Here is a 25,467-nt window from a genome sequence, read left to right as displayed (position 1 = left end):
GTCTATGCGAGGGACGACGGCTTCACGTTATTGGAAGCAATCCTGGGGTATCACCAGAAATAATGCGCCGTGTAGCGCACCTTCTTTTCTTCGTTCGGTTTGAGCTGGGCGCGAAACTCGACAGTCTGGGCGTTGGTCTTCGTAAAGGCGTCCGACTTTTCGCTAATGTCCCAGGTGAACCAGCGGAAGAGATGTTCGACGATCCGGATCTCCGCCCCTTCCTTGCTCCGGTTACGCAGAGTAATCTCGAACGATTCGTCGATCGTGTTTTTCGACGTGTCGATCTTGAAATTCGTCCGGCGCCGTTCGCCCACGAGATCGAAGGCGTTCCCGGTGAAGATGCGGACCGTTTCGTCCCTGGGCGTGTGGTCGATTACGTTCTCGCCGGTGAACTCCAGCTGTTTGTCGTCTTCCTTGTAAAAACGGACCCGGCCTTTCGGAAGCGGCATTCCGAGATGGTTGGCTTCCGAGTTCTTGAACTCGCGCATGACGGCGACCTTGGAATTGGACTCCGCGGCGATGTCCTGGTTGTTTCGCATATTTTCCATCGAGTAACCGCGATACCGTTGCCAATCGAGCTTCATCCCGTCGTAAACGTAAATCTTCTGCGACTGCACCTTGGCGGCGCGAATGAACTCGACCTGCTTCGTTTCGCGGTCCCGCAGAGTCGTCGGTCTCGCGAGGGTGTAGAGGTGGTAATCCTGGAAGGCCTTTTCCGTGACCGGCGGAACCTGGCTGACGGCAGAGACGGCGAGCTCTTCGTTCCCCAAGTAGTCGTAGGCGCCTCTTTCCTGGATTTTGCTCACGTCTCCGGCCATCAACTTGATCTTGGCGTTCTCGAACGTTTTGCCGCTCTGGTTGTCCATTGTGACCCAGCCGACCACGTCCAGCAGGTCGCTGTTCTCGGGGGCCACGACGTTATAATCCGCTTCCCAGCTCATTCCGCTGGTCACGTAGGCCAGCTCCGCTTCGAGTTTGCCGGGCTTGTCCGCCCGAAGCTGCCACGCGATGGTTAGTTTCAGAACGGTGTCGGTGCCGAGCGCGGGGAAAAGTGGCTGTCCTGGGAGGGCAAACCGAAGCTTCCCGTCTACTTCGATGATCGGCTGGGAAGTGCCGGTCGTTCCATAAGCCATCGACGATTGCGCCGCGCTGTAATTCGGGCCGTAACGGTTCAAAGCCGATTGCGAGTGCATCGCATATCCGCTCCGGATGATCTTGCCCTGCACGATCGTGTTCGGTTTGTTCGCTTCCGTCACTAGAAAATCGATGGTCTTTCCTTCAAACATCGAGAGGAGTAATTCCTGCGAGACAGGGTCGTTCCGGTAATTTTGCTCGAGGATTTCGAGATTCGTTTTTCCCTGCGAATCGCGCAGAATGACCGAATCCGGCTCGAGATGCGCCGTCGTTTCCGAGAAGCGCACCTCATTGGCTCCCTCCTTCAAATCCAGCGGTATCGTGTCCCGCACCACGGCAAAGTTTTGGTTGTAAATCGTGAGGGCGGGCGGGCCGCCGAATGCCGGCGAGGAGATGGCGGTAACGATACACTGGAGAAGGATTATTCTTTTCATAGGCGGGCGATCTAAAAGCATAGACACTTGGGCGCGCGAAAACACGCGATGAATCTCGCCGATCCCAGCGATTTTGTGTCTCTCCCCAAAATCGCCGAGCGCTGCCTTACTTCAGCCCGGTGGCAAAAACCGTCTGGAAATGAGGGCTCTGTTTTTCCCGGGAGACGACGGTGACTTCGATGTTCTTGAAGCCGGCCGCTTCGAGAAATTGATGGAGCTGGATTTCGCTGAAGCCGAGCCAGTGATCGGCGTAAAGCTCGCGGGCCCGCTCGAAGCGGTGGCTGAGCAAATCGAGAATGACGATCCGTCCGCCCTTTCGCAAAATGCGGTGGGCGCCGGCGATGGCGCGCTCGGGATAAATCGCGTGGTGCAGGGCCTGGCTCAGAATCGCCAGGTCCACCGTCCCCTTGGCGATGGGTGGGTCTTCTATGTCGCCGAGGCGGTACTCGAGATTTGTGAAGTCGTGTTTTTTTGCCAGCTGCGACCCGAACTCCACCATCTTCGGCGAATTATCGATCGCGATGACCTTGTGCGCGGTTTTCGCGAGGAGCTGGGAAAGGGTTCCTTCTCCCGCGCCCAGATCGGCCACGGTCAATTTCGGGAGCAGCGAAATTAAGGTGTGAGCAAGCGCCTGCCAGGATCGGCCGGGGACATAACTGCGTCCAAATTTGCCGGCGAGCTCGTCGAAATATTCGCGCGCCTTGTCCCGCCGCTTCCGGAGGGTGAGTTGAAGCGCCGTCCGGTCCCGCGCTGTTTCCGGCATCTCGCGCGCGAGCACCCGAATCAGCTCGCTGACTTTGGCCCGGGCGGGATTGCGTTCCTCCTTCGCGGTCAGCCCATAATAAACATTCTTCCCCGCGCGGCGGTCTTCCACGACGCCGGCCCGTTTCAACTGGGCCAGGTGACTCGAGATGCGGGATTGGCCCATCCCAAGGATCTTCTGCAGCTCGGCCACGGAGAGCTCGTCTTCCTCGAGTAAAAGGAGGAGCCGGAGCCGGGTCGGATCGGCCAGGAGCTTGAGAAAATTAATGGTTGACGCCATTTGCTGCCCAAACGATATATCGACGTATCATGATTGGTCAATATGTTGGCTGATCATTTGCTTCTTCAGTTCAGCGTAATCTCCAATCTTCCAACTGCACTTCCATGCTTCGACGTTTCATTTTTGCTTCCGAATCCGTAGGCGAAGGCCATCCGGATAAAGTTTGTGACACCATTTCCGATGCCGTTCTCGACGCCTGCCTCCGCCAGGACCGTCGGAGCCGCGTGGCCTGCGAAACCTACGCCAAGAGCAACGTGGTCGTAGTCGGCGGCGAAATCACGGTGCCGAATCTGCCGAAGAACAAGCACCTCGAAGACGTCATCCCGATCAACCAGATCGTGCGCGATACCGTTCGAGAGATCGGTTATGTCCACGACGACGACGTCTTTCACGCCAAGAAAATTTTCGTGAACACGGTCATCACCGACCAATCCGGCGACATTTCGCAGGGCGTCGACGCGAAGAAGGCGAAAGGCAAAAAGACCGCGGAACAGGGCGCGGGCGACCAGGGACTGATGTTCGGCTTCGCCTGTGACGACACGCCGGAATTGATGCCGGCGCCGATCATGTTCGCGCACCGTCTCGGCCGCGAGCTGACCCGGATTCGCAAGAGCGGGAAAGCCGAATGGCTTCGCCCCGACGCGAAATCGCAGGTCTCGGTGATTTACGAGAACGGCAAGCCGGTTGGCATTTCCAACGTGGTTATTTCGACCCAGCACACCGAGGACAAGGCCCACAGCGAGATCGAAAAGTTCTGCATCGAGAAGATAATCCGAAAGGTTCTGCCGAAATCGATGCTCAACGGCACCACCCAATTTCTAATCAATCCAACCGGTCGCTTCGTGATCGGCGGTCCGCAGGGCGACACTGGTCTCACCGGCCGCAAGATTATCGTCGACAGCTACGGTGGGTGGGGCCGGCACGGCGGCGGGGCGTTTTCCGGCAAGGACCCGAGCAAAGTCGATCGCAGCGCCGCCTACATGGGACGCTGGGTCGCGAAGAACGTCGTGGCGGCCGGGCTCGCCAAGCGTTGCGAGATCCAATTCGCCTACGCGATCGGCTACCCCGATCCAGTCAGCATGGCGATCAACACCTTCGGCACGAACACCGTCGACGAGGAAGCGATCGAGCGCGCCATCAACCGCACTTTCTCGTTCAAGCCTGCCGATATCGTTAAGCAGCTCGACCTGCTTCGCCCGATTTACTCCAAGACCACCAACTACGGCCACTTCGGCAAAGACGACCCCGATATTACCTGGGAAAAAACCGACAAGGCCGCCGCCTTAAAGAAAGCTGCGAAATAAATTTATGAGCACTACCACCACCCAAGAAATCACGAAACAAGACTTCAAAGTTCGCGACATCACGCTCGCGGATTGGGGTCGCAAGGAAATTGCGATCGCCGAAAAAGAGATGCCGGGATTGATGGCAATCCGCGAGAAGTACGCGCCGAGCACACCGCTCCAGGGCGTGCGCGTGACCGGTTCCCTGCACATGACGATTCAGACGGCGGTCTTGATTGAGACGCTCGTCGCTCTGGGCGCGCAAGTGCGCTGGGCCAGCTGCAATATTTTTTCGACCCAGGACCATGCGGCGGCGGCGATTGCGAAGGCGGGAGTGCCGGTGTTCGCGTGGAAGGGCGAGACCCTGGAGGAATATTGGTGGTGCACCAACCAGGCGATCTCGTTCCCGGACGGCAAAGGTCCTCAGCTCGTCGTCGATGACGGCGGCGACGTGACGCTCTTCATCCACAAAGGCTACGAGCTGGAAGAAGGCGGCGAGTGGGCGAAATCGAAGTCGGCGAGCAAGGAAGAACAGGTCATCAAGGATCTGCTGCTCGAAGTGCAGCGCGAGAATCCCTATCGCTGGCATGAGCTGGTGAAGGAATGGCGCGGCGTTTCGGAGGAGACGACCACCGGCGTTCATCGCCTTTACAAGATGCAGCAGAACAATCAGCTGCTCATCCCGGCCATTAACGTCAACGACTCGGTTACCAAATCGAAATTCGACAATCTTTACGGCTGCCGTCATTCGCTCGTCGACGGTCTCAACCGCGCGCTCGACGTCATGATCGCGGGCAAAGTCGCGGTCATTTGCGGTTACGGCGACGTCGGCAAAGGCTGCGCTCAATCACTCCGCGGCCAGGGGGCGCGCGTGGTGATCACCGAAATCGACCCCATCAACGCGCTGCAGGCGGCGATGGAGGGCTACGAAGTGACCACGGTCGAAGACACGCTGGGGCGTGGCGACATTTACGTGAGCACGACCGGCAACGTCGACATCATCACGCTCGAGCACATGGAGCGGATGAAGGACCAGGCGATCGTCTGCAACATCGGACATTTCGATAATGAGATTCAGGTCGAGCCGCTCAACGAGCGCAAAGACGTGAAGCGGACCAACATCAAGCCGCAGGTGGACAAATACACCTTCCCGGATGGCCACGAAATTTTCATGCTGGCGGAAGGCCGGCTCGTGAACCTCGGTTGCGCCACCGGCCACCCGAGCTTCGTGATGTCGAATTCGTTCTCGAACCAAGTGCTCGCCCAGCTCGATCTCTGGAAGAACAAGGATACCTACAAGGTGGGTGTTTACGTTCTTTCGAAACAACTCGACGAAGAAGTTGCCCGCCTCCATCTCCAGAAGATCGGGGTGAGATTGACCAAGCTGACCGAGAGGCAGGCCGAGTATCTCGGTGTGCCGATCGAAGGCCCGTACAAATCAGAGCACTACCGCTACTAAGCGGACATCACGAGCTCCGGCCACGAGAACGACAGGCGCGATGCCTCGGAAAATCCGCGAACTGGTTGCAGAACTGGAAAGAGCCGGTTGGCTTAACACAAGCGGTGGCAAAGGGAGCCATCGCAAGTTTGCTCACCCTGATTCGCCGCGTAAAATAATTCTTAGCGGAGCGGGCGGCGCAGATGCTCATCACTACCAGGAAAAGGCAGTCAGGATCGCCGTCCGCGAAGTGCGAAAATGAAAACCGATTACTTAAAATTTGTTCAGTGGAATGTATCAGACCAGCTTTTCGTCGGATATTGCCCCGACCTCTTTATCGGCGGTGTCTGCCATGGCGCTGATGAACAAAAGGTTTATCGGGAGCTTTCGCGATTGGTGAGCGATGAGATCGCCGAAAGCGAACGAGGGCATCGCGCCTTGCCTGCAAAACGGGCGCTCGTCACCGTACCTGTCACCGTTTGATATCGGCCCACCTGCACCTCCAAAAGATCGGCGTGAAACTAATGAAACTTTCGCAGAAGCAAGCTGGGTATCTGGCGAAGGCTGATTTCGCCGGACGGACGGAAATTCGAATGTTCTAAACCAGATATTTGTCGCCGATTGTCCGCAGACCGAAGCGTGACCTCATGCTGGCTGCGTTTGGCCGCAACGTGGCGCGCCGGCGCAGTGATCGCGGCCTTTCTCAAGACCAACTGGCCGAATCGTTCGATCTCGGCCGCACTTACCTCAGCGGCATCAAGATTGGGGTGCGCAATCCCGGCATCAAAATCCGTGCTTACTGGCGCGGGCACTGAACGGTGGAACGCCTGCACGTTGTAGAAGATGACTCGCCCGCCAGAGAAGCGCCTTCCATGCGGCGAGCTCGTCGAATAATGTCCCACATGCCCGCCAATTGGTTGCGCGAAGAAGTCGAAGCCGTCGTCGCCGATTACTTCGCGATGCTGACTATGGAATTGCGCGGGGAGCCGTTCAACAAAGCCGAGCGCAATCGGAATCTGCAGCTGATGCTCGATGATCGCCCACGCGGTTCCGTCGAACGCAAGCATCAAAACATTAGCGCGATCCTCATCGAACTCGGCTATCCCTACATCGATGGATACAAGCCGCTCGGCAATTACCAGCGGCTTCTCGCCGAAGTCGTCGCTGAGCGCCTAAGCGCTGCGGCCAATCTCAATGCCACGGTCGCAGCCGCGGTAGAAGCACCCCTTCTTCCACCGCCCGTCTTTGACGACATTCTTGGCATTGAAGTCCCGCGCCCGCATTCCGAGGAGCCGACGGCTCGCGTGCGCGAAGAACCGTCGTCCGCCCAACCGCCCGTCCGTCGCAACTATTTGGAAATCGAAGCACGCAGCCGCTCCCTCGGCCGCGCTGGCGAAGATCTCGTCTTGCGCTTCGAGCACGAGCGCCTCTGGCGCGCCGGCGAACGCCGCCTCGCCGACCGCATCGAACACATCTCCCAAACCCTAGGCGATCATCTCGGCTACGACATCCATTCCTTCGAGATCGACGGCCGCGAACGCCTCATCGAAGTCAAGACCACCCGATTCGGTGCCCTCACCCCATTCTTCGCCTCCCGCAACGAAGTCGAATTCTCCGCCGCTCGCGACCCCGACTACCACCTCTATCGCCTCTTCGCCTTCGGGAAATCTCCCAAGCTATTCACCCTCCTCGGCGCGCTCCAAACCACCTCCCGACTTACGGCGGTGACATTCTCGGCAATTCCAAAGTAGCCGTCAGGACGCCAACGCTCGCTCGCGCCACCGCCGCACACTCATCACGTCGAAGCGCTCGCCTTCGAAGACGATTTGCTTCACCGCTTTCTTCCCGTTGTCGCTTGCGCGCTTCAGCCAGTCGCGCACTTCCATCCAGCGGACTTCGCCCTCGGAATTGCGGATCACCAGGAGCACCGGGAACTTCTGCGCCATCCAGTATTCCGCGTGGCGCTGCTTCTTGAGCGTGAAGATTTCGGCGCCGTCGCCCCTGCGCTTGCGCGTGTAGGAATCGCCCGACTTGAGTTGCAGGTAGAGCTTCGCGCCGGTGGCCTCGTGCGCGTCGTCATTGAACTCAATCTCCATGTCGATGCCCTGATCGCTCACATTGAACTCCCGGCTGATCTGGTCCGCGAGTGCCACGGTGGAGATTACCTCGCCCACCAGCGCGCGTTCCTTGCTCTGGTTGCTCAGCTCGATGGCGGACTCCTCCTGCATCTCGCGGACCCGCTGCTGAATCTCCGGGCTGGCGAAGCACTGCTCCATCTCATCCCAGAGCAGCACCCGCTGCTCGCAGCCCACGCAGATGATGCTCGGCGTCTCCTCCTTTTTCTGGCGGAGCTTGAAAGAGCCCGTCGCTTCCGGCTGCGGTGGCCGGCCTCGCAGCCAGTCGTTGAGCCGCTTCATCGCCACCTCGCGATTGCCCACCGGCGTGCCGCACTCCGGGCAGACATAATGCCGCAGCCGCTCCACGTCGCGCGCGTGCTGGAGCAGGTGCTCGTGGACGTATTTGCTGAAGATGATCTTCTCCTCCATCGAGACCGCCGGGTCGAAATACACCTCCAAATCGCCTACCCCGGGCGCGCGCCGCGTCAGCTTGATGCCGAGCTGTTTCCCGGCGTTCGTCTTGAAATCGGCGGCGTAACGCCACAGCTTGTCCTGCTGGAACGCGTCGCTGTGGTGCAGGCGCACGACCAGCGTTGCATAAATCTCATCGAGGAATCCCGTGAAGCGATAGTCCACGAGCACCGCCGGAAGCTTCGGCTGCTCCTCTCGTTCGCGGCGATAATAGCTGGGAAAGACGAGCAGATTGCCCTTCGACGTCGGCTGCCGCAGGCAAAGGCCGCGCTCCACGAGCGTCTGGTGCATGGCCAGCAGGACGAAACGCTCGTCGTCGCCTTCCAGCTTTCCGATGGACGACTCATACATCAGGTCGCCCTTCAGCACCCGCTCCTCCATCAGGCAGCCGCGCTGATTCTCGTCCGCCTGCAACGTCCGGATCACGGCTTGCGCGTAGGCGTTGATGCGCTCCGGCTGGAGCAGCACCCAACTGCCGAATGCCAGTTCCCACACCACGCCGGGACCGGCAAGCAGCGTCAGCACCGCGCGCAGTTCTGCATCGTTAAACCGCGCCAATTCGCCGGTCAGCCGGAGTTGCAGCGTCTCGCGCAGTTCATTGAAGCGCATCAGTACCCGGCCATTCTCCTTGAGCGCGATGATCTCCTCCTTGAGCCGCTTGAAAAGCACCTCCGTGGTGCGGCAGGGAAGCTCGTCCCACTTGATGGCGTCGAGGATGGCCTGCTTGAGTTCCTCGCAGCCCGTATTCTTCTTCGCGCTCGTTTCCAGAAAGCCCCCGAATTTCCGATCCGCCGCAAACTTCTCGACCTCGCTCCGGCTGACGCGCAGGCCGCCGGCATCCACGCGCCCGGCGACCAACAGCTTGGCGAACTCCTTTCGGGAAGCGCGGGTGAGATCGCGGTCCCACTGGCCCAGTGTCTCGAAGAGGTCTTCCTTCTGGCCGTCAAAGACCAGCACCGCGAGAGCGGTTTCGTCCATGTAAAGCTGGTGGATCAACCGCTGGTCCGCCTGCCCGCCGAAATCCCAGAGCCAGATTTCCCGCTCGACGCCCTTGCCCCCCGATACCGGCAGCTTCCACTGCGTCGCCCACGCGCCGACCGTCGAGTCACTGGGCTGCCAGTCATTCAAAGCGAGCCGCTTGGAAAGTCCCGTCTTGCCCGTACCGCTGTCGCCGACGAGGAGGATCTTGGCATTCGTGTATTGAACTTGATCGAGCGGAGACAGCCCCGCATCTGCAGATGACCCTGCATCCTTTACGAATTCCGATAGATCCCACATTCGAATTCCGCCCCAAGTGTCACCGGAAAACGCATGGTGTTGATCGGCGCTCCATTCCAACCCCCTAACAGCCATGCTACACTTGAGGATATGCAAGCATCGCCCCGTCTTTAGGTCCCAAAGACGCACCGTCTCATCTCTGGAGCCAGAAAGGGCATAATGCCGATCAGCCCTCCAAACTATTTTCAAGATGGAGGCGGTGTGACCTTCCAACACAAAGAGGCAGCGTCCCGTTTTCACATCCCACAACCGGACGGTGTTATCTGAAGAACCGGACAGGGCAAGTTGGCCGTCGGGACTCCAAGCCGCGCTCGTGATAGCGCCTGAGTGACCCTCGAGCACGCTCACACAGTGGCCGGTCTGGACCTCCCATACTCGAAGAGTTTGATCCGTAGCCCCGGAAAGCGCTAGCTTGCCGTCAGGACTCCAAGTTACACACTTAATCCAGTGCGTGTGCCCTTGGAATACAGAGAGGCCGCGGCCTGTCTTAACCTCCCAAAGTCGGACGGTTTTGTCATCGGATCCGGACAGGGCGCGCTGGCCCTCCGGGCTCCAAGCTACATCATTCACTGAGGCAGTGTGTCCTTTGCACACCAACAGACAGCGGCCCGTTTCCACATCCCAAACCCGGACCGAATTGTCATCGGATCCGGAGAGGGCGCGTCTGCCCTCCGGACTCCAAGCCACACCCAAAACAGTGCCCCTATGGCCCCTGAACTCGCGAATCGAAACTCCTCGCGCTATGTTCCATAATCGCATCGTGTTGTCGTAGCCTCCCGAGAGGGCTCGAACTCCATCCGAATTGAATGCGAGGGAATGTATTTCTGACTTAACCGAAAAGAACGACTTCTGCTCAGACCCTCCCTCGCAGCGAATTGCTGGCTCTTCAAGCTGGCGTGTGGCCGGAGGTCTAGAGGCTTCGAGGAGCCTCGCATACCCCTGCTCGCGTTCCGCCGGAAGCCAGTTGATGTAAAGGAATTGCGCCAAGGAGCCTTTGATGGGGGCGTCGTCGAGTCGCAGGGGAAGGAAGCGGCGCTCCTTGTTCAGCGGGTCGCGAAACCGGAATATGCCGGATTCCAACTGCGCCCAGTCTGAGCCGAACGCATTCGCCGACATGCAGAGCACCAGCACGCGCGAATGCTCCAGCCCTTCCTCGATCTTCGCCGGGATGCTATCGCCGGGCTTGAGCACCCATTCATCGAACCACACCTTCACCCCGTCCGACCGCAACCGCTCCGCGAGCGGGCGCACCACCGCCTTGTCCTTCGCGCTGTAGCTCAGGAAGACGTCGTATTCAAAGTCGGCATCCACGATGTCCGTTATCTCACATCCCACAATCCGAGTCGATGCTACAGCGGGCCGAAGCCGAAGCATGCTCCTTTACCGAAGAATCGCTCTGAATGGTGGGCGGCGAAGTTGCAGCGCAATTGCGAGCGCGATCTCCTCGTCATGAAAACTCTGTGCAGAGTAGGCTGGTGCGTGGTGCGGGTATGGGAGTGTGATCTCGCCCTGAAGTATTGGCCACGTATTGCTGCTCGCATTAAGCGGGCGCCTTATCTCAGAGAATCAGAGAAACCGCGTGGCTGCACCTCGAAAAATCGGCGTGAACCCGAGGAAGTTTTCACCAGACAAGTCGACTGCTTCCGCGTGCCGAATCGCTCCGGTCAGGATTCCCTGCGCTTCGATTTCGCTGATTGCTTTCAGAGCTGTCGGCGTCGTGCATTGCAGCAGCGCCACGTGCTGTCACTTCGACTCCACGCAGAAACCACCGCAGCCACGACCCCAATCGCCGTGGGGTCCGCACTCGTTGCAACAATTCATTATGTTCCTGGCGATGCGCTTCGACGAAAACTGAGAGATAAAGGAGCGGCTGCGTGAGCCGACCGCGCTCGATCAGGAACAGTGTGATTAGCAGGCGGCCCACACGGCCGTTTCCATCGAGAAACGGATGAATCGCCTCGAACTGCTCATGCATCACCGCGCACTGAATCAGATCCGGCAACGCGTCGCGCTTGTATAAGAAAACATCCCAGTCGCCAAGGGCTGGCATCAGTTCGTCGAGGGGCGGCGGGACATACACGGCATTCTCCGGCGTGCTGCCCTGCGGTCCAATCCAGTTTTGTGAGCGCCGAAATTTCCCGGGCGTTTTGTCATGACCGCGAGCATTCCGCATCAGGCGCTTGTCCAATTCGCTCACCAACCGCAAAGACAGGGGCAGCGATTTCAACCGCTGAAGACCATGCGTCATCGCCCCGATGTAGTTGCGGACTTCGGGGATGTCGCCGCTCTCGGCGTCGCTCATTTCCAACGCTTCTGCTTCAAGGACTTCCGAGAGGCTGGCGCGCGTCCCTTCGATCTTGCTGGAGAGGACCGCTTCCTATCGCATCAGAGGATCAATCAAGAGGTGCGGATTCGGCAGGAGCCGGCCCACACCCGCCAGTTCGCTCAAGGCGGCATCCGCGCGAGATTGCGCTACCGCCAAGGCAGCGTCGTATTTCAATGGCGGCGGCAAGGGGGCTGGGACAAAGGCGAAAAAGCCACCCGGTTGTTTGACGAGGCGGCCCGCTTCCCTGCTCTTGAAGTCCTGCGGTTTCATTTTTCGATTGAGAGTTCCAACTAAAGGAAGCTTTCTTCAACTCCTTCGTTATTAAAGAAAAACCCCAGTTTCTTTATTAAGCTCTTCGGTAATTAAACCAATCTTTGTCGAGCCTCTCCCAACCGGCGACCAATCTGAAACCGGCTCCTGCCGGAAAGTTCGATGAAGAGTCAGGCACCGCGCCGCACAAGACCGGAGAGCCGACGAGGTAAACCGGTGTGCCGAGCCGACCGAAGTCCCCGGAAGGTCGGGCGCTCCCCGTTGCTAATTGAAGGATTCAAAGCCCCGCTGCGGCGGGGCGCATCCCCTCCGAGCGCTCCTACTTCTTCTTGAAGCTGTAATCTGCCAGCTCCGAGCCGTACTTGATTTCGCCGGCTTCTGAAGTGGTCTTTACCAGGCCGACCCCGTCCGCGTACCAATAGGTCTTGGTGACCGGAGCCGAGCTCCCGGTAACCTCACTGACCACTTTCATTGCGCGAAACTTTCCGGCCGGAACCGTTATCTCTTCGGACCCAACCACTCGGTTTTTTTCGAGCATCGGGGTCTGGGTGTAATCCTTGCCGCTCCACTCCCATTTCGCTTCGGGAGCGGGCGGGCTCGGCAGGTATTGTTTGGGCGGTTCGTATTTTGCCTCCAGGCCTTCATGCTCGGGGTAGCGCTCGCCATGCAGCAAAACCCAGCCCTTCGCCTTGGAGAACCAGAGATGGATTTTGACCTGGCTGTCTTTCGGGCCAGCCAGTTTTTCAACCTGATAACGGACTGAGCCGTCGGCCTGCTTTTCTTCTCCAAGAACTTTCAGCGTGTACTCGCTCTGGTCCGCGCTATTGCGGTAGGTCCACGAATCCCCGACCCGCAAAGGGAAATAGTCTGTGGAAGCTTTTGGTTCCTCGGCCTGGGCACTGGAGACCGAGGCCAGGGTTAAGAGGGCGAGCGCGAGGAGGGTTCTATTCTTGTTCATAGGTGGGCTAAATATTATTTCCGAGGCCGGGAGAATGAAACCGGGAAGACCCGATTATCCGGCGGTGTATTATACATCGTTCCTTCCCAGCGGATGTCACTGGCGGAATCGATCAGGCTGAGTTCGATCCGGGCGCTGAGACGATCGTGGGTATATTCGTCCAGGAACAACCGGCCCTTTGGATTTCGTCCTTCCAAGCGCAGAACCAGACTCGTGTTTTTCGACAGCGTGTACGTGCCGCTCACGCGTCCACTCGGTTCAAAACGCAACTGAAAGGAGGCATCGTAAGGGCCGACTTTCCCCCGATAGGAATACTCGCCGGTTGTCCCGCTCTCTTCAGCGGAATTTGAGGCAGCGGGGGGCTGGGACGTAGCGGCGGTGGCAGGCCCGCTCTCGAAGAAGACCGCGAGCACGCGCTTGTCCGGAGGCGTGTTGCGCATGGTTCCCTCCCAGCGGCTGGCGCCACCCGTTTCCAACCGGGCGAGGTCGAGGTGGGCAGTGATCCGTTCGCCCGTGAATTCATCGAGCAGCAACTTGTCCGAGGTGCGGCGGCCTTCGAGACGATAGGTCGAACCGCTCTGGGAATAGGTGCCGGTAACCCGACCGTCCGGTTCAAAGCGCAGGCGAAAGGTCGCTTCTTTGGCCCCAATTTTGCCCGTGAAGACTTGTTCGCTGGCGCTGACTCGACCTGGACCCGTCGGCGGTGCTTCGCCGGAGGTCGCGGCCGCGGGCGATCGAACGGCGGCCATTGGCATTGCCGTCGGACTGGCGACCGCAATCGCCGGTGGTGAACTCGTGGCGGCGGGCGAAGCCGCGGCCGGCGCCGGAGTTGTTGCGACTACCTCGTGGACTGTCGTGGCTTGGTTCGGTCGCCTCGAGAAATACCACGCTGCTATTCCGGCCAACGCAACGACCGCAATGGAAACCGGAAGCAATTTGGACGGCTTCCGGGCTGCCGGAGCCGCACTCGTTTGAGGCACGAGGGGAGCCGGTGGTTCGGGCGCCTTTGGCGGATCGACCACTCGATGGATTCCGGCGATAAGGCGGTCCGCGTGATGATGGAAGTCGATCCCTGTGTCGAGAGCGAGGCCATTTCGAAACGCCAGGCCTTCCAGTTCCGGCGGAAGATTTTTTGCTTCCGGCATCGGGGTGTTGTTGATCAGGACCGGGATAATCGGGATGCCATGCTCCAGGGCGCTCGCCACTTCAAGCCGAACAAAATCGGTCGGATCGTCGATGCGGCGGTTTGCCGGCTCTCGGCCGCCGCACCACTCCGGCCCAATGATCGCGACCACGACTTTGGCGCGTTGCAGAGTTTGTTTGATATGTTCGCGGAAATCGACGCCGTAGGGGATTGAATCGAAATCCATGAAGACGCTGCCTTTGCCGAACTCGGCCTGGAGCCGATCGTAAAGCCGGCCCGCGACCGGGCTGGAGTCCTGCCGGCGATAAGAGATTGCGATCATCGACTCCCGCGAATCGTCATAACGGATCGCGCGTGGTTCCGTCAACCTCAGGAAGCAAACGCTTATTCATCCGATCAGGAAAGGTTCTCGATCATTTGGGCGACTGGCAAGCTTAACCCGATGGGGTTAGCGCCGCCGCGCGATGACTTCGAGAAAGAGCGGCGTCGTGAACAGTGTCCGCGGGTCCGCTTTCGCTTCCTTAAATTCGCGCCGGACCGACTCCGTCCATTCTTCGGTCGCATGGCCGAGCTCGCGCAAGCGGGCGAGATTGATTTCGATGAAACTCGCCGGCCATTCCCAGACGTAGCTCGCCGGCGAAATCGTCACGATGCGCGGATGGGCTTCGATGATCTCGAGGCCTGCCTCGTGGAGCAGGGCCGGAAATTGAACCGCCACGTTCGGTTCGCCTCCGGCGGCCTTCCAGCTCGTCATCACTTTTTCGGAAAATTCTTCCAGGGCCGGACGGCGGGGCGCGAACTGAAATGTTTCGTAATGGCTGTACTCATGAAACATCGCCAGGCCGCCGGGCCGCAAAGCGCGGGCAATGTTTGCGATCAGTTTCGCCGGCGACGCCACGAAGCACGCCACCCATCGGCACCAGGCGAAATCAAAGTTCAGCGGCCCGATTTCGGTCTCGACCAGGTCGGCCTCGCGAAAACGCACCTGCGAGAGCCCGCGCTCCGCGCAGACGCGTTTCGCCACTTCGAGAAAACGCGCTGAGCGTTCCACCGCGAAGACTTCGCCGGTGGGACCGACAATTTCCGCGAGATCAACGGTCGCGTAGCCAGGACCAGCGCCGACATCGAGCACGCGCGAGCCAATCGTGATTCCGGCGCGCCGCCAGCAATCGGACGCGACCGGTCGCCAGACGCGATGCTGCAACCCGAGACGCGCGACTTCTTCATCGTGCGTGCCGAGCACGTAATCCGTTTCGCCCTTGTTCGGCATAGATCAGTCAGCACAAAATCGGGCTCGAAGACAAGGACGGAATTCAGGCACCGTCAGGCGGGCGGCGAAAAAGGCGGTTTCAAATCGCCGCTCCTGGTGACGAAGCGCACCGCCTCAATCGGTATCGCGCGCGTACCAATCGATCTTGCGCGTCACCCACATCACGACCGCGAGCAGGACAAAGAGCGCGACCGTTCCCATGAGCAAGGCGTAGTCCTGCTGACGCAGGGTGATGTAAAGAAAGGTGTAAACACCGATCAATCCGCCGCCGATGATCAACGTGCGCGCCCCGCCCCCCAGAAAATAGCTGCAATACCAGGTGATCAACCCTGTCGCAGTCACCGTCGCGATAATATAGGAAAGGGTGAAGCCGATGAACTCGGAGGCCGAGAGCAGCGCGAGATAAAAAAGGCAGAGGGCCGCGCCCACCATCAGGTATTGGAGCGGATGGATTTTCTGGCGCGCGGTGATTTCAAAGAGGAAAAAGGTCGTGAAGACGAGGACGAAAAAGAGGACGCCATATTTGATCGAGCGTTCGACGTAACGGTAGGCGTCGAGAACGCGCAGGAATTGCGCGCCGAAGAGTGAATTGGAAACCGCCGTGGTGCTGAATCGTTCGTTGCCCGAACGGCTCGTCCAGCGCTGTGGATAATCGCGGCCATAATAGGAAACCTTCCAGGTGGCGTCGAAGCCGTCCGTCCGCACATTCCGTTCCGCCGGGAGAAACGCCCCGCGAAATCCCGGGTCCGGCCAGTTCGACTTGAGCGAGACAACGTTGTGGATGCCGAAAGGCGCAAAGAAAATTCCGCTGCTTCCGTTCAGATCGAGCGCGATGGAAAAGTTGGTCGGCACCGCGATCGGCTGATCGCTGGCGAGCTGGGCGGTAATTCCGGTCGTGTACCCGGGCAACTGGGAGCCGGGCTGCAACTGGATCTTTTTCCCGCCCCAATCGAGCAACAGACTCTCACGCGTCCCGCGCAGGTCGCTGACCGCGAGGGTCACGCTGGCGTCTTTCCAGAGCACGTCTTTCGGGTCGATCTTGAGCGCTGCCATGTCGGGCGCGGGAAATTGCCCGGAAAGCTTGATCGTTCCGCGGAAAACGGCGGCATCGTAAATTCCGCGATGGAGCGTCTGGTTTTGCAGATCGCCGCTGACTTCGAGGGTGTCGGGCAGAAAATAGGCGAACGCCACCGTCGTTTCCGCTACTTCGCGCGTTTCGACGCGGCCATCCGGCAAGGTCACTGACCGAACCACGGTTCCATGATGGAGATAGGGCACCACCAGAACCGGTCCGATGATGTTCTGCTCTTTCCCCCACGACGCGGTGATGTCATTGACGGCTTCGTTCCTCCGCTCGAGCCGATCGTTCAGCACCCCTTGGATCATGAGGAGCGGAATCAGCATCAGGAGGATGAGCGCGCCGACTCCGAGCAGCTTCAGCATTGAGCTGCTTCGGCGTTTGAAAAATGGCTGCGATTTCGGCAGCGGTGGCGGTGCGTCGGGCATGACAGGTGAAATTGCGAAACTCCCTTTGTTTGGGCAACAACAATACGCCCGAAGAAGCCGGAATTGCGGAGAGAATGGTGACTGAGAGTTGCGGCAGCGAATATGCTTTACCTTGTCCGCAATTTATCAAATACCCGTCGAATCTGATTCCAACCACTTCCCCTCATGAAACCGTCAACTCTCCTTTTTCTCTTTCTCGCCCTAATCGTAATTTCAACTGGCCCCGGTTATGGCCAGGATCGACCGAAGAATAAGCAGGAAGCGGAAGCGATTGCCGCAGGCCTGAAATTTCAGGAGGGCGAAATTGTCCTGAAGGATGGCTTGGCTACGTTGAAAGTTCCCGAAGGTCTCCGGTTCCTCAACGGCCACGATGCGTGGACAGTCCTGGTCCAATTATGGAATAACCCGCCGATGCCGTCTCCGCTTGGTTTGATCATGCCGGCCGACGCGGGCCCGCTGGATCCGAATGCATGGGCGGTGATCATTACCTACGAAGAGGAAGGCTACGTCAAAGACAAGGATGCCGAGAAAATCGATTACGCGGACCTGCTCAAGCAGATGCAGAAGGACGCCCGCGAAACGAACAAGGAACGCCAGAAACAGGGATACTCCACCGTAGAGCTGGTTGGCTGGGCCGCCCCACCTCATTACGACAAGACGGTGCACAAACTCTATTGGGCGAAGCAGCTGAAATTCAGCGGCGGAGATGAGGACACTTTGAATTACAATATTCGGATCTTGGGACGGCGAGGGGTGCTCGTTTTGAATGCCGTCGCCGCGATGTCGCAGCTTCCGGAGATCGAGAGAAGCGCGCCCAAGATTTTGAGCGCGATCGATTTCAATCCGGGCAATCGCTATGCTGATTTCAGCGAAGCCTCCGGCGACAAGGTGGCGTCGTACGGCATTGCCGCTTTGGTGGCGGGCGGAGTGGCGGCGAAGCTCGGTCTTTTCAAAGGGCTTTGGGTCCTTCTGCTGGGCGCAAAAAAGTTTGTTGTCATTGGCGTCGTCGCGCTGGTGGCTTTTCTCCGGAAGCTATTCGGCAGGAACAAGGCCGCGACGAACACGGACGGAACGACCGCGAGTTAAGGGGAAGTCCCGGCCGGTTTGGAGACACGGCGCAGAGAGCGGCTTAAGAACTCGAGAATCCGGGTTTGATACTCCGCCTTGCCGAATCGGCAGAGATCCACATGCTGGGCCCGTGGGACTATCCAAAGCTCTTTCGGCTCGGCTGCCGCTTCGAACATCTTTTCGAGCTCGGCCGGGGTGGTATGTCGGTCCGCCGATCCGCCGATGAATAGCTTTGGGCTCGGAAGTTTTGCCGCGTGATCGATCGGCCGGAGCGCGCTTCCCCTCACGCCGAGGCGAGGTCCGAGTTGCCAGGAAAGAAATGGCGTCAGGATCCTCGACCAATTTCCCAATCGCATCGAGATGCGATCGCCGATCGCTTCACGAAGTGCTGGGTAAACCTGTTCCAGAACCAGGGCATCGATTTGCAATGGAGGTTCCGCCAGCATCGCCGCGGCGCCCCCCATCGAAACTCCAATGACTCCCACCTTTTCATCCGGTGAGCGAGACCGGGCAAACGCAACGGCGGCTCGCGCGTCCCTGCTTTCGAGGTAGCCGAACGTGATCTGCTTACCCGGGCTTTCGCCGTGGGCCTGAAAATCGAATACCAGGACCGCATACCCCCCCGCGGACAAGAATTCGGCACGATCGAGCATATCGAGACGACAGGCCCGCACTCCATGCATGACGACGACCACGCCCTGGCTGGCGCGTCCGGGTAGGAACCAGCCGTGGATCTGCGAGCCAGACTCACTCGGGAATTCGACCGTTTCGCCCGTAAGGTTGGAGGGGAGGCTGCCGATCTCCCGCGGATGAGGAGCAGTGAGAAGAGTGCCGGCGACGAATGCGGCCAGCCCGAGGAGCAAAACAAGGATCAACGCCGCTACAGCGATTTGTCTGATTTTCATCTCCGGAATTGATCGCGCCAGAGTTTTCAGCGAAGGACGACGCGGAGCAACATGAAGTCACGCAAGGCAGCGGTCGTTTTTATCTTCATCACCGTCACGCTCGATATGCTGGCGCTGGGGCTGATCATGCCGGTCCTGCCGAAACTGGTTCTGAATTTTCTCGGCGGAGACACGCCGAATGCCGCGAAGATGTTCGGCATTTTCGGGACCGTCTGGGCGCTGATGCAGTTTCTCTTTTCGCCCGTGCTCGGGGTCTTGTCGGACCGGTTCGGGCGGCGGCCGGTCATACTGCTTTCGAATTTCGGGCTCGGCCTCGATTACATCGTAATGGCCCTGGCACCGACCCTGAGCTGGCTCTTTGTTGGGCGGGTGATCTCGGGGATCACCGCGGCCAGCATCACGACGGGCACCGCCTACGTCGCGGACGTGGTGGCGCCAGAGAAACGCGCCGGCGCCTTTGGGATGATCGGGGCGGCGTTCGGAGTCGGCTTCGTCCTTGGCCCGGCGCTGGGTGGGCTGCTGGGGAATTCCGATCCGCGCCTGCCGTTCTGGGTCGCGGGCGGGTTGAGTCTGGCAAATGCGCTTTACGGATATTTCGTCCTGCCGGAATCGCTCCCGCCCGAGAAACGCAAGGCCTTCACCTGGCGCCGCGCGAATCCGGTCGGCTCGCTCGTGCTCTTGCGTTCGCATCCGGAATTGTTTCAGCTCGCGACGATTCAGTTCATCGGTTACGTGGCCCACGAAGTCTTCAACGTCTGGGCGCTCTACACGATCTTTCGTTACGCCTGGAGCGAGGGGACGATTGGACTTTCGCTCGCGCTGGTTGGCGTTTGCTCGATCGTGATTTCGAGCTGGATCGTGCCCGCGATGGCGTCGCGGCTGGGCGAACGCCGCACCCTGTACATAGGCCAACTCTTTGGCGCGCTCGGAATGGTCCTGGCTGGCGTGGCGCCCACCAGCGGATTCTTTTTCCTCTCCATCCCCGTGATGATGATGTGGACGGTTTCAACGCCCGCCGCGCAGGGAATGATGACGCGGAGAGTGGGCGAGTCAGAGCAGGGGGAATTGCAGGGTGCCATCAGCAGTCTTTGCAGCCTCGCCTGGATCCTGGGACCGGGCCTGTTCACCTACATCTTTGCCTACTTCATCGACCAAAAAAATGGATGGAACCTTCCCGGCGCGCCCTGGTACCTCGGAGCATTCCTTCTCTTTGTCGCAATGATTTTGGCGACGCGTATCCCGCGGTTGCCCGCCGTAGCCGGGATCAGTGATCCGGGGCTTCCACCACGCGCAAACTGACAAGATTGGGCGGGGATCGCCAATTCCGGCGATAGCCGGAATATTTCGCATTCGCGAGACAATGCCCGAGCGTGTCCACTCGGACGGCAAAAGAGTTGCTGCAAATGGAAACCGTTTAAGGCCACTTTACTCTTCCGCAACGAACTCTCTCTGTGAGACATAGGACCATCCTCGTGCTGCTGCTCTGCGGCATTTTTTATCCGCAGCTTGCCTTGGCAGATGAGGAGACGCGGCAGGTGCAGGAGGAATTGCGCAAGCGGCATCTTTTTTTTCGCGACATCGATGGCCGCCCCAGTCTCGAATACGCGATCGCGCTAAAACGCTATCAGGCGCGCCAGGGCTTCGCCGTCACCGGCCTGGCCGATGAGATGACGCTCTATTCGCTTGGAATCGGGGAGCCGGCCTCGCCGGCGGAAGGGAAAGCCGATCTCCCTGACATCCCTGTCTTGAAGAGCGACGCCGCGTTGCGCGAACAAAGGCCCGCGCCGGCCCCAGTGCCGACGAAAGAACAAAACGCGGGGGCGGTGGCAAAGAGCGAGATCCACGCTTTTCTGCGTCGCTATTTCGATGCCTCCCAGTCAGCCAATCCCCAGGACGAACTCGCCTTCTATGCGGACCGGGTTGAATACTTCGATCATGGCGCGGTGGACAAGCCCTACATTCGAAACGAGCTCGCCGTTTACGACCAAAGATGGCCAGTCCGAAAATATTCGTTAGGCGATTCCGTGCGCGTGGTCAGGAATGGGAATTTCACCATCGCAAGAATCCGCGTCTCCTTTGACGTCGCGAATCCTCCGAATAACCGGACGGCCCACGGCAAGACCGACACTACTTTCAGCCTGGCCAAGCGTGGCGACTCGCTGGAAATTGTCTCCGTCAAGGAGGCCCGCGTCAGGCGTCCTTCCCGCCATCGCCGCCGGCCGCCGAATTTTCCGGCCGCGGTCGGGCGGACGATTCACCACGTTTTCCGAAGCATTTTCCACTAACTCGGCTTCGAGGTGGAATTGCGAATTCGGCAATCTGCGCGAACCTTCCCACCGTATGCAGCGCGGCGCGATTCGATCCTTTATCGTGGTTCTGTCGCTGGCGGCGTGGTTCGCGCTCTCGAATCACTGTGCGATCGGGGCCGCCGCGGGCCCAGCGGAATCCGCTTCCGAACCGACCGGCTGCCCGATGCATTCGCCGCCGGCCAAGAAGAAGCCCGCGGCTAAGACGCCCTGCTGCAAAGATCTTCGCGCGATCGTCGCAAAATGCGTCGCCGCCAATCCCGTCGCTCTTCGTCTGCTCGGTCCGCGCGACTACGCGACCGCGATTTTCGCGCCGCCCTTGCGCGTCGCTGTCGAGATCGAAGAACTCGATACCGGACCGCCCGGTTGTTTGAGTTTCGCCGAGTCTGTCTTGCAGGAGAGCATGCTTTCGCACGCTCCTCCTGTTCCCTGAACGCCTCGTAGTGGCAGGCGCGTGTGCGCCTGCATTTGTGTGCGGTCCTTAGCCGGTCGCAGCCATTCGTTCAGGAATTCAAAATGAAGAAGACAATATTATTTGTGATCGCCGGGTTGGCGCTGTTCGTGAGGACGAGCGCTCTCGCGGAAGTTTCCACCCAGAAATACACCTGCCCGATGCATCCCGAAGTGGTAACGGACGCGCCGGGAGATTGCCCAAAATGCGGAATGACGCTGGAGCCGGTGAAGGAGGAAGAAAGAAAACGTCCAACGCCCAACGTCCAACGCCCAACGTCGAAGTCAGAAAAGGAATTGTCCCAGGAAAAGCACGACATGCCGCAGCATCAGCATGAGATGACGATGGCGTCGTCGCTGAATATCGCGGAGCCGATGAGCCGGGAGAGTTCCGGGTCCAGCTGGGTCCCGGATTCGACGCCAATGTACGGCTGGATGCGCATGTTTGGCGACGACATGCTGATGCTGCATGGCGCGATCTTTCCGCGCTATGTAAATGCCAACACCCTCCGGGGCGACGATCGGATCGACGCGCCGAACTGGTTCATGGCGATGTATTCGCATCCCTTCAACGAAAACGCCCAGCTCGGTTTTCGTGGAATGATGAGTCTTGATTTGTTGACGGAAGGCGGCCGCGGTTATCCGCTCCTCTTTCAAACCGGCGAGACCTGGAACGGAAACGCGCTCCACGATCGGCAGCATCCGCACGATTTGTTCGACGAACTTTCGCTGAGCTACTCGCAAAAGTTCGGCAGGGATTTTTCGGCGTATCTCTATCTGGCATATCCGGGTGAACCGGCGCTGGGGCCGCCGGCGTTCATGCACCGGCTCTCGGCGATGGACAATCCCGACGCGCCGCTGAGCCATCACTGGCAGGATTCGACCCATGTCACTTTTGGAGTTGTGACGCTCGGACTGGTTTGGCGCGATTTGAAAATCGAAGGCTCGACTTTCAAGGGACGCGAGCCGGACGAAGTGCGCTACGATTTCGATGAGCCGAAGCTGGATTCGTTCAGCGGCCGAATTTCCTGGAATCCGACAAAGAACCTGGCGCTCCAGGTTTCGCATGGTTACCTCCACAGTCCCGAGGAATTGGAACCGGAGGCGAACCGCCACCGGACGACGGCATCTCTGATCTATAACAAACCGCGCGGTCCTGATTCTAATTGGTCGAACTCGATTGTCTGGGGACAGAACCGGGACGGCGACCACGGCAAGACGCAGTCGGTGTTGCTCGAGACAAATTACCAGCGCGGGCGGAACACGTTGTTCGCGCGCTACGAGCATGTGGAGAAACCGGGCCACGAACTGGTGCTCGATCCTGTCGACGAACACGGCGTATTTCCGATCAACGCTTGGACGGTGGGCTACGTCCGCGATCTGACGCACGGCGGCGGAGTGGACGTGGGATTAGGCGGCCAGCTCACAATCCATGATGTGCCGGACACTCTGGATCGCTATTACGGCGATGACGTTCCGTTCTCGTTCCAGGTTTTCCTGAGAGTCCGGCCTTCCTTGTTGGAGCATCACCATCACGACCAAATGACGCCGGCTGCGAAATAGAAAGACGAGGCATTCGAGAAAACTTGCTGGTTCGCCTGCTTGCGGCCAGCATCTCACGCCATGTCTTTTCGATTCTACTTCGCCATTCTTTTTTTCATCGCGGCTGCGACCGGAGCTGTCGCGGCCGAGAAACGCCTGATTACCGAAAAGGATCTCTTCGATTTCGTCTGGATCGGGGACGCGCAGGTCTCGCCGGACGGAGCCCGGGTCGCCTTTGTCCGGGTGACGGTGAATGAAAAGAAGGAAGGCTATAACACCTCGATCTGGATGGTGGCCACCACCGGGAAAGAGCTTCCGCATCGCTTGACCACCGGCGAGCGCGACTCGACGCCGCGCTGGTCGCCGGACGGGAAATTCCTGGCGTTCACGCGGACGACGGAGAAGGACGGCAAACCGGAGCCGCCCCAGCTTTTCATGCTTTCGATGGCGGGTGGCGACGCGTTTCCTTTCACCAGCCTTCCAAAAGGCGCGGGCGATCCCAAATGGTCGCCGGACGGGAAGCTGATCGTTTTCGCCAGCTCCTCAAATCCTGAGGATCTCGAGAAGCAGGAAAAGAAAAAGCGGAGGGAAGAGGAATTGAAGCGGGCGGCGGCGGCCGAGCTTTCGCCGACTCCCGGCAAGGATGGCGGGAAAGACAAACCGAAACCGGCTGACGACGCGGCGAAGAAAGCCGAGGCCGAAAACGAACGCGAGAGCGACATCCATGTCGTCACTCGCGCCGTTTATCGCTCGAACGACGAAGGCTATCTGGATTTCAAGCGGCCGCAGCATTTCTGGGTGGTGCCGGCGCCGCGTAACGCGGAGGAAAAAGTCCAGCCAAAGCAACTGACGAGCGGCCGCTTCGACGAGGATGGCGCCATCTGGTCGAAGGACAGCACGCAGATTTATTTCACGACGCTGCACAACGACGAGCCGTACTACGACCTGGCGAAGACCGAGGTCTATTCCATTTCGGTAAACGGCGGCGAGCCGTCCCGGATTACCACCCTCGATATGGACATCGGCAGCATGGCTTTGAGTCCGAATGGATTGCAGGTGGCCTTCATTGCCTCGGTGGAGCAACCGGTCAATTCCTATACGCAACCCGATCTCTGGGTGCTCGACCTCGTCAAGGACGCCAAGCCGCGGAATCTCACCGCCAATTTTGATTGGGACGTCGGCAGCAGCGTTTTCGGGGATAACGGTTCGCCGCGCGGCGGCGGCGGCAACCCGCCGATTTGGACGGCGGACGGGATGGCGATCGTCGAGAACTTCGCGAGGGAAGGTCAAACCAATCTGGGACAGTTTGACGTTGCGACCGGCGCGATGACCGAGATCACGAAGGGAGACCAGGCGATCACGCGTTTTCGCGCGGCGCCGGACGCCTCTAAGCTGGTTTATCTTCTGTCGACTCCCACCCGCATCGGCGATCTCTTCTGGCTCGAACGTGCCTCGGGGGAGGCGCGGCAATTAACCTTTAACAATGACGAGCTGTTTGGACAGCTCAACCTGACTGAGCCGGAGGAGATCCGCTACAAGAGCTTCGATGGGAAAATGATTCAGGCCTGGCTCCAGCGGCCACCGGGATTCGATAAGACAAAAAAATATCCGCTCATCCTGAACATCCATGGCGGTCCGCACGCCGCCTACGGCTTTGTTTTCGACCACGAGTTTCAGTGGATGGCCGCCAAAGGTTACGTGGTGCTTTATCCGAATCCGCGGGGAAGCACGAGCTACGGCCAGGAATTTGGCAACGTGATTCAATATCATTATCCCGGCGACGATTACCAGGACCTCATGCTCGGGGTGGATGAGGCGATCAAGCGCGGCTACATCGATGAGAAAAAACTGGGTGTGACCGGCGGCAGCGGCGGCGGATTACTGACCAATTGGGTGGTCGGTCATACGACCCGTTTTGCCGCGGCGGTTGCCCAGCGCGACATCGCCAGCTGGATCGATTGGTGGTACACCGCCGATTTCACGCTCTTTCAACCGCGCTGGTTCAAGGCGCCGCCCTTTCAAGACCCCGAGGATTTCAAGGCGCGCTCGCCCATCACCTACATCAACGAGGTAAAGACGCCGATGATGTTCATCCTGGGCGAGAACGATTCCCGCACTCCTCCGGGCGCGGGCGGGGAACAAATGTTTAGGGCGCTGAAGTTCAGGAAGATTCCGACGGTGATGGTGAAGTTTCCGAATGAGACGCACGAGCTGTCCCGGGCGGGCCAGCCGTGGCACCGAATCGAACGGCTCCAGCATATTGTGGGTTGGTTCGATCGCTGGCTGATGGGGGTGGCGAAGCCGGAGTATGAGGTCGGGCCGGGCGAAGTGCCGGTGAAACCAAGTAACGCCCCGAAGCCGAAGCCGCCCGGAAATCGGTAGCGCGGCCCTGCTCCCATCCCGAGACGCCGTCACCCTTGGAGGGAGTTTGCGTTCGTTGTTATCCAGGGCCCCGCTGCAGTCCCGGAGGGACGTCGGAGATAAAGCCCGGAGTGGAACGAAGCGGAACTCCGGGTTGTGATGGC

22 protein-coding genes and 1 pseudogene are annotated in these 25,467 nt (G+C 59.3%); 12 read left to right on the top strand and 11 right to left on the bottom strand.

Features of this window, described 5'->3' with window-relative positions; genetic code table 11:
- Positions 1-50 precede the first annotated feature (50 nt).
- Complete coding sequence (locus VJU77_12090) at positions 51-1,568, bottom strand: hypothetical protein (GenBank protein HKP04083.1); 1,518 nt, start codon at positions 1,566-1,568, stop codon at positions 51-53.
- A 106-nt stretch (positions 1,569-1,674) separates the two neighbouring features.
- Entirely contained in the window at positions 1,675-2,610 is a 936-nt protein-coding gene (locus tag VJU77_12085; protein HKP04082.1) for a metalloregulator ArsR/SmtB family transcription factor, read from the bottom strand.
- 104 nt (positions 2,611-2,714) lie between these two features.
- Between VJU77_12085 and metK the strand changes: the two genes are divergently transcribed.
- The 5 genes from metK (at position 2,715) to VJU77_12060 (ending at position 7,082) form a co-directional block, all read left to right on the top strand.
- Positions 2,715-3,914, top strand: a complete 1,200-nt coding sequence (gene metK / locus VJU77_12080; GenBank protein HKP04081.1) for a methionine adenosyltransferase — start codon at positions 2,715-2,717, stop codon at positions 3,912-3,914.
- A 4-nt stretch (positions 3,915-3,918) separates the two neighbouring features.
- Positions 3,919-5,352 carry an adenosylhomocysteinase gene (ahcY, locus tag VJU77_12075; protein ID HKP04080.1) on the top strand — a complete coding sequence of 478 codons (1,434 nt, stop codon included), beginning with the start codon at positions 3,919-3,921 and terminating at the stop codon, positions 5,350-5,352.
- Positions 5,353-5,589: 237 nt separating this feature from the next.
- Entirely contained in the window at positions 5,590-5,814 is a 225-nt protein-coding gene (locus tag VJU77_12070; protein ID HKP04079.1) for a hypothetical protein, read from the top strand.
- A gap of 164 nt (positions 5,815-5,978) precedes the next feature.
- A complete protein-coding gene (locus tag VJU77_12065; GenBank protein ID HKP04078.1) occupies positions 5,979-6,146 on the top strand; it encodes a helix-turn-helix domain-containing protein in 168 nt (55 codons plus the stop codon).
- An 87-nt stretch (positions 6,147-6,233) separates the two neighbouring features.
- On the top strand, positions 6,234-7,082 hold the full coding sequence (locus tag VJU77_12060) for a DUF3883 domain-containing protein (GenBank protein ID HKP04077.1): 849 nt from the start codon (positions 6,234-6,236) through the stop codon (positions 7,080-7,082).
- 3 nt (positions 7,083-7,085) lie between these two features.
- Here the strand turns inward: VJU77_12060 and VJU77_12055 are convergent, their stop codons facing one another.
- Entirely contained in the window at positions 7,086-9,197 is a 2,112-nt protein-coding gene (locus tag VJU77_12055) for a DUF4365 domain-containing protein (GenBank protein HKP04076.1), read from the bottom strand.
- Positions 9,198-10,263: 1,066 nt separating this feature from the next.
- On the opposite strand from VJU77_12055, the gene VJU77_12050 reads away from it, so the two are divergent.
- A complete protein-coding gene (locus tag VJU77_12050) occupies positions 10,264-10,473 on the top strand; it encodes a hypothetical protein (GenBank protein HKP04075.1) in 210 nt (69 codons plus the stop codon).
- Positions 10,474-10,818: 345 nt separating this feature from the next.
- On the opposite strand, the gene VJU77_12045 is transcribed toward VJU77_12050, so the two are convergent.
- The 7 genes and pseudogenes from VJU77_12045 to creD form a co-directional block, all read right to left on the bottom strand.
- A complete protein-coding gene (locus VJU77_12045) occupies positions 10,819-11,445 on the bottom strand; it encodes a Fic family protein (GenBank protein HKP04074.1) in 627 nt (208 codons plus the stop codon).
- Positions 11,440-11,562, bottom strand: a pseudogene (locus VJU77_12040) (Fic/DOC family N-terminal domain-containing protein). The gene VJU77_12045 and the pseudogene VJU77_12040 overlap by 6 nt, the downstream one beginning before the upstream one ends.
- Positions 11,563-11,574: 12 nt before the next feature.
- A complete protein-coding gene (locus VJU77_12035) occupies positions 11,575-11,793 on the bottom strand; it encodes a hypothetical protein (GenBank protein ID HKP04073.1) in 219 nt (72 codons plus the stop codon).
- A 319-nt stretch (positions 11,794-12,112) separates the two neighbouring features.
- A complete protein-coding gene (locus VJU77_12030; GenBank protein HKP04072.1) occupies positions 12,113-12,751 on the bottom strand; it encodes a hypothetical protein in 639 nt (212 codons plus the stop codon).
- Positions 12,752-12,765: 14 nt separating this feature from the next.
- Positions 12,766-14,217 (bottom strand): toll/interleukin-1 receptor domain-containing protein, encoded by a 1,452-nt coding sequence (locus tag VJU77_12025; GenBank protein ID HKP04071.1) that lies wholly within the window; start codon positions 14,215-14,217, stop codon positions 12,766-12,768.
- 126 nt (positions 14,218-14,343) lie between these two features.
- Complete coding sequence (locus VJU77_12020; protein HKP04070.1) at positions 14,344-15,165, bottom strand: methyltransferase domain-containing protein; 822 nt, start codon at positions 15,163-15,165, stop codon at positions 14,344-14,346.
- Positions 15,166-15,279: 114 nt separating this feature from the next.
- Positions 15,280-16,671, bottom strand: a complete 1,392-nt coding sequence (gene creD / locus VJU77_12015) for a cell envelope integrity protein CreD (protein ID HKP04069.1) — start codon at positions 16,669-16,671, stop codon at positions 15,280-15,282.
- Positions 16,672-16,836: 165 nt separating this feature from the next.
- Between creD and VJU77_12010 the strand changes: the two genes are divergently transcribed.
- Positions 16,837-17,757, top strand: a complete 921-nt coding sequence (locus tag VJU77_12010) for a DUF2167 domain-containing protein (protein ID HKP04068.1) — start codon at positions 16,837-16,839, stop codon at positions 17,755-17,757.
- On the opposite strand, the gene VJU77_12005 is transcribed toward VJU77_12010, so the two are convergent.
- On the bottom strand, positions 17,754-18,644 hold the full coding sequence (locus tag VJU77_12005) for an alpha/beta fold hydrolase (protein HKP04067.1): 891 nt from the start codon (positions 18,642-18,644) through the stop codon (positions 17,754-17,756). The genes VJU77_12010 and VJU77_12005 overlap by 4 nt on opposite strands.
- Positions 18,645-18,695: 51 nt before the next feature.
- Between VJU77_12005 and VJU77_12000 the strand changes: the two genes are divergently transcribed.
- The 5 genes from VJU77_12000 (at position 18,696) to VJU77_11980 (ending at position 25,324) form a co-directional block, all read left to right on the top strand.
- On the top strand, positions 18,696-19,943 hold the full coding sequence (locus VJU77_12000) for a TCR/Tet family MFS transporter (GenBank protein HKP04066.1): 1,248 nt from the start codon (positions 18,696-18,698) through the stop codon (positions 19,941-19,943).
- Between the two features lie 152 nt (positions 19,944-20,095).
- The gene (locus VJU77_11995; GenBank protein HKP04065.1) at positions 20,096-20,929 is read left to right on the top strand and encodes a peptidoglycan-binding domain-containing protein; all 834 of its coding nucleotides are present in this window, start codon (positions 20,096-20,098) and stop codon (positions 20,927-20,929) included.
- 55 nt (positions 20,930-20,984) lie between these two features.
- A complete protein-coding gene (locus tag VJU77_11990) occupies positions 20,985-21,383 on the top strand; it encodes a hypothetical protein (protein HKP04064.1) in 399 nt (132 codons plus the stop codon).
- An 83-nt stretch (positions 21,384-21,466) separates the two neighbouring features.
- Positions 21,467-22,963, top strand: coding sequence for a heavy metal-binding domain-containing protein (locus VJU77_11985; GenBank protein HKP04063.1), 1,497 nt, complete (start codon positions 21,467-21,469; stop codon positions 22,961-22,963).
- 60 nt (positions 22,964-23,023) lie between these two features.
- Positions 23,024-25,324, top strand: a complete 2,301-nt coding sequence (locus tag VJU77_11980; protein ID HKP04062.1) for a S9 family peptidase — start codon at positions 23,024-23,026, stop codon at positions 25,322-25,324.
- The last annotated feature ends 143 nt before the right edge of the window (positions 25,325-25,467 follow it).

It is taken from the genome of Chthoniobacterales bacterium (assembly GCA_035274845.1).
In the GTDB taxonomy this organism is placed as follows: Bacteria; Verrucomicrobiota; Verrucomicrobiia; order Chthoniobacterales; family UBA10450; genus AV80.
This window is presented reverse-complemented; position numbering and strand designations above follow the sequence as displayed.

Excerpts from the sequence above, each read along its gene's own strand:
- VJU77_12020 (HKP04070.1), bottom strand. The coding sequence starts at position 15,165 with ATGCCGAACAAGGGCGAAACGGATTACGTGCTCGGCACGCACGATGAA.
- VJU77_12060 (HKP04077.1), top strand. The coding sequence starts at position 6,234 with ATGCCCGCCAATTGGTTGCGCGAAGAAGTCGAAGCCGTCGTCGCCGAT.
- ahcY (HKP04080.1), top strand. The coding sequence starts at position 3,919 with ATGAGCACTACCACCACCCAAGAAATCACGAAACAAGACTTCAAAGTT.
- VJU77_11990 (HKP04064.1), top strand. The coding sequence starts at position 20,985 with ATGCAGCGCGGCGCGATTCGATCCTTTATCGTGGTTCTGTCGCTGGCG.
- VJU77_12035 (HKP04073.1), bottom strand. The coding sequence starts at position 11,793 with ATGAAACCGCAGGACTTCAAGAGCAGGGAAGCGGGCCGCCTCGTCAAA.
- VJU77_12000 (HKP04066.1), top strand. The coding sequence starts at position 18,696 with ATGAAGTCACGCAAGGCAGCGGTCGTTTTTATCTTCATCACCGTCACG.
- VJU77_12090 (HKP04083.1), bottom strand. The coding sequence starts at position 1,568 with ATGAAAAGAATAATCCTTCTCCAGTGTATCGTTACCGCCATCTCCTCG.
- VJU77_12085 (HKP04082.1), bottom strand. The coding sequence starts at position 2,610 with ATGGCGTCAACCATTAATTTTCTCAAGCTCCTGGCCGATCCGACCCGG.
- VJU77_12055 (HKP04076.1), bottom strand. The coding sequence starts at position 9,197 with ATGTGGGATCTATCGGAATTCGTAAAGGATGCAGGGTCATCTGCAGAT.
- VJU77_12070 (HKP04079.1), top strand. The coding sequence starts at position 5,590 with ATGAAAACCGATTACTTAAAATTTGTTCAGTGGAATGTATCAGACCAG.
- VJU77_12065 (HKP04078.1), top strand. The coding sequence starts at position 5,979 with ATGCTGGCTGCGTTTGGCCGCAACGTGGCGCGCCGGCGCAGTGATCGC.
- VJU77_11985 (HKP04063.1), top strand. The coding sequence starts at position 21,467 with ATGAAGAAGACAATATTATTTGTGATCGCCGGGTTGGCGCTGTTCGTG.
- VJU77_12025 (HKP04071.1), bottom strand. The coding sequence starts at position 14,217 with ATGATCGCAATCTCTTATCGCCGGCAGGACTCCAGCCCGGTCGCGGGC.
- VJU77_11980 (HKP04062.1), top strand. The coding sequence starts at position 23,024 with ATGTCTTTTCGATTCTACTTCGCCATTCTTTTTTTCATCGCGGCTGCG.
- VJU77_12030 (HKP04072.1), bottom strand. The coding sequence starts at position 12,751 with ATGAACAAGAATAGAACCCTCCTCGCGCTCGCCCTCTTAACCCTGGCC.
- VJU77_12050 (HKP04075.1), top strand. The coding sequence starts at position 10,264 with ATGCCGGATTCCAACTGCGCCCAGTCTGAGCCGAACGCATTCGCCGAC.
- VJU77_12045 (HKP04074.1), bottom strand. The coding sequence starts at position 11,445 with ATGACGCATGGTCTTCAGCGGTTGAAATCGCTGCCCCTGTCTTTGCGG.
- metK (HKP04081.1), top strand. The coding sequence starts at position 2,715 with ATGCTTCGACGTTTCATTTTTGCTTCCGAATCCGTAGGCGAAGGCCAT.
- VJU77_12005 (HKP04067.1), bottom strand. The coding sequence starts at position 18,644 with ATGAAAATCAGACAAATCGCTGTAGCGGCGTTGATCCTTGTTTTGCTC.
- VJU77_12010 (HKP04068.1), top strand. The coding sequence starts at position 16,837 with ATGAAACCGTCAACTCTCCTTTTTCTCTTTCTCGCCCTAATCGTAATT.
- creD (HKP04069.1), bottom strand. The coding sequence starts at position 16,671 with ATGCCCGACGCACCGCCACCGCTGCCGAAATCGCAGCCATTTTTCAAA.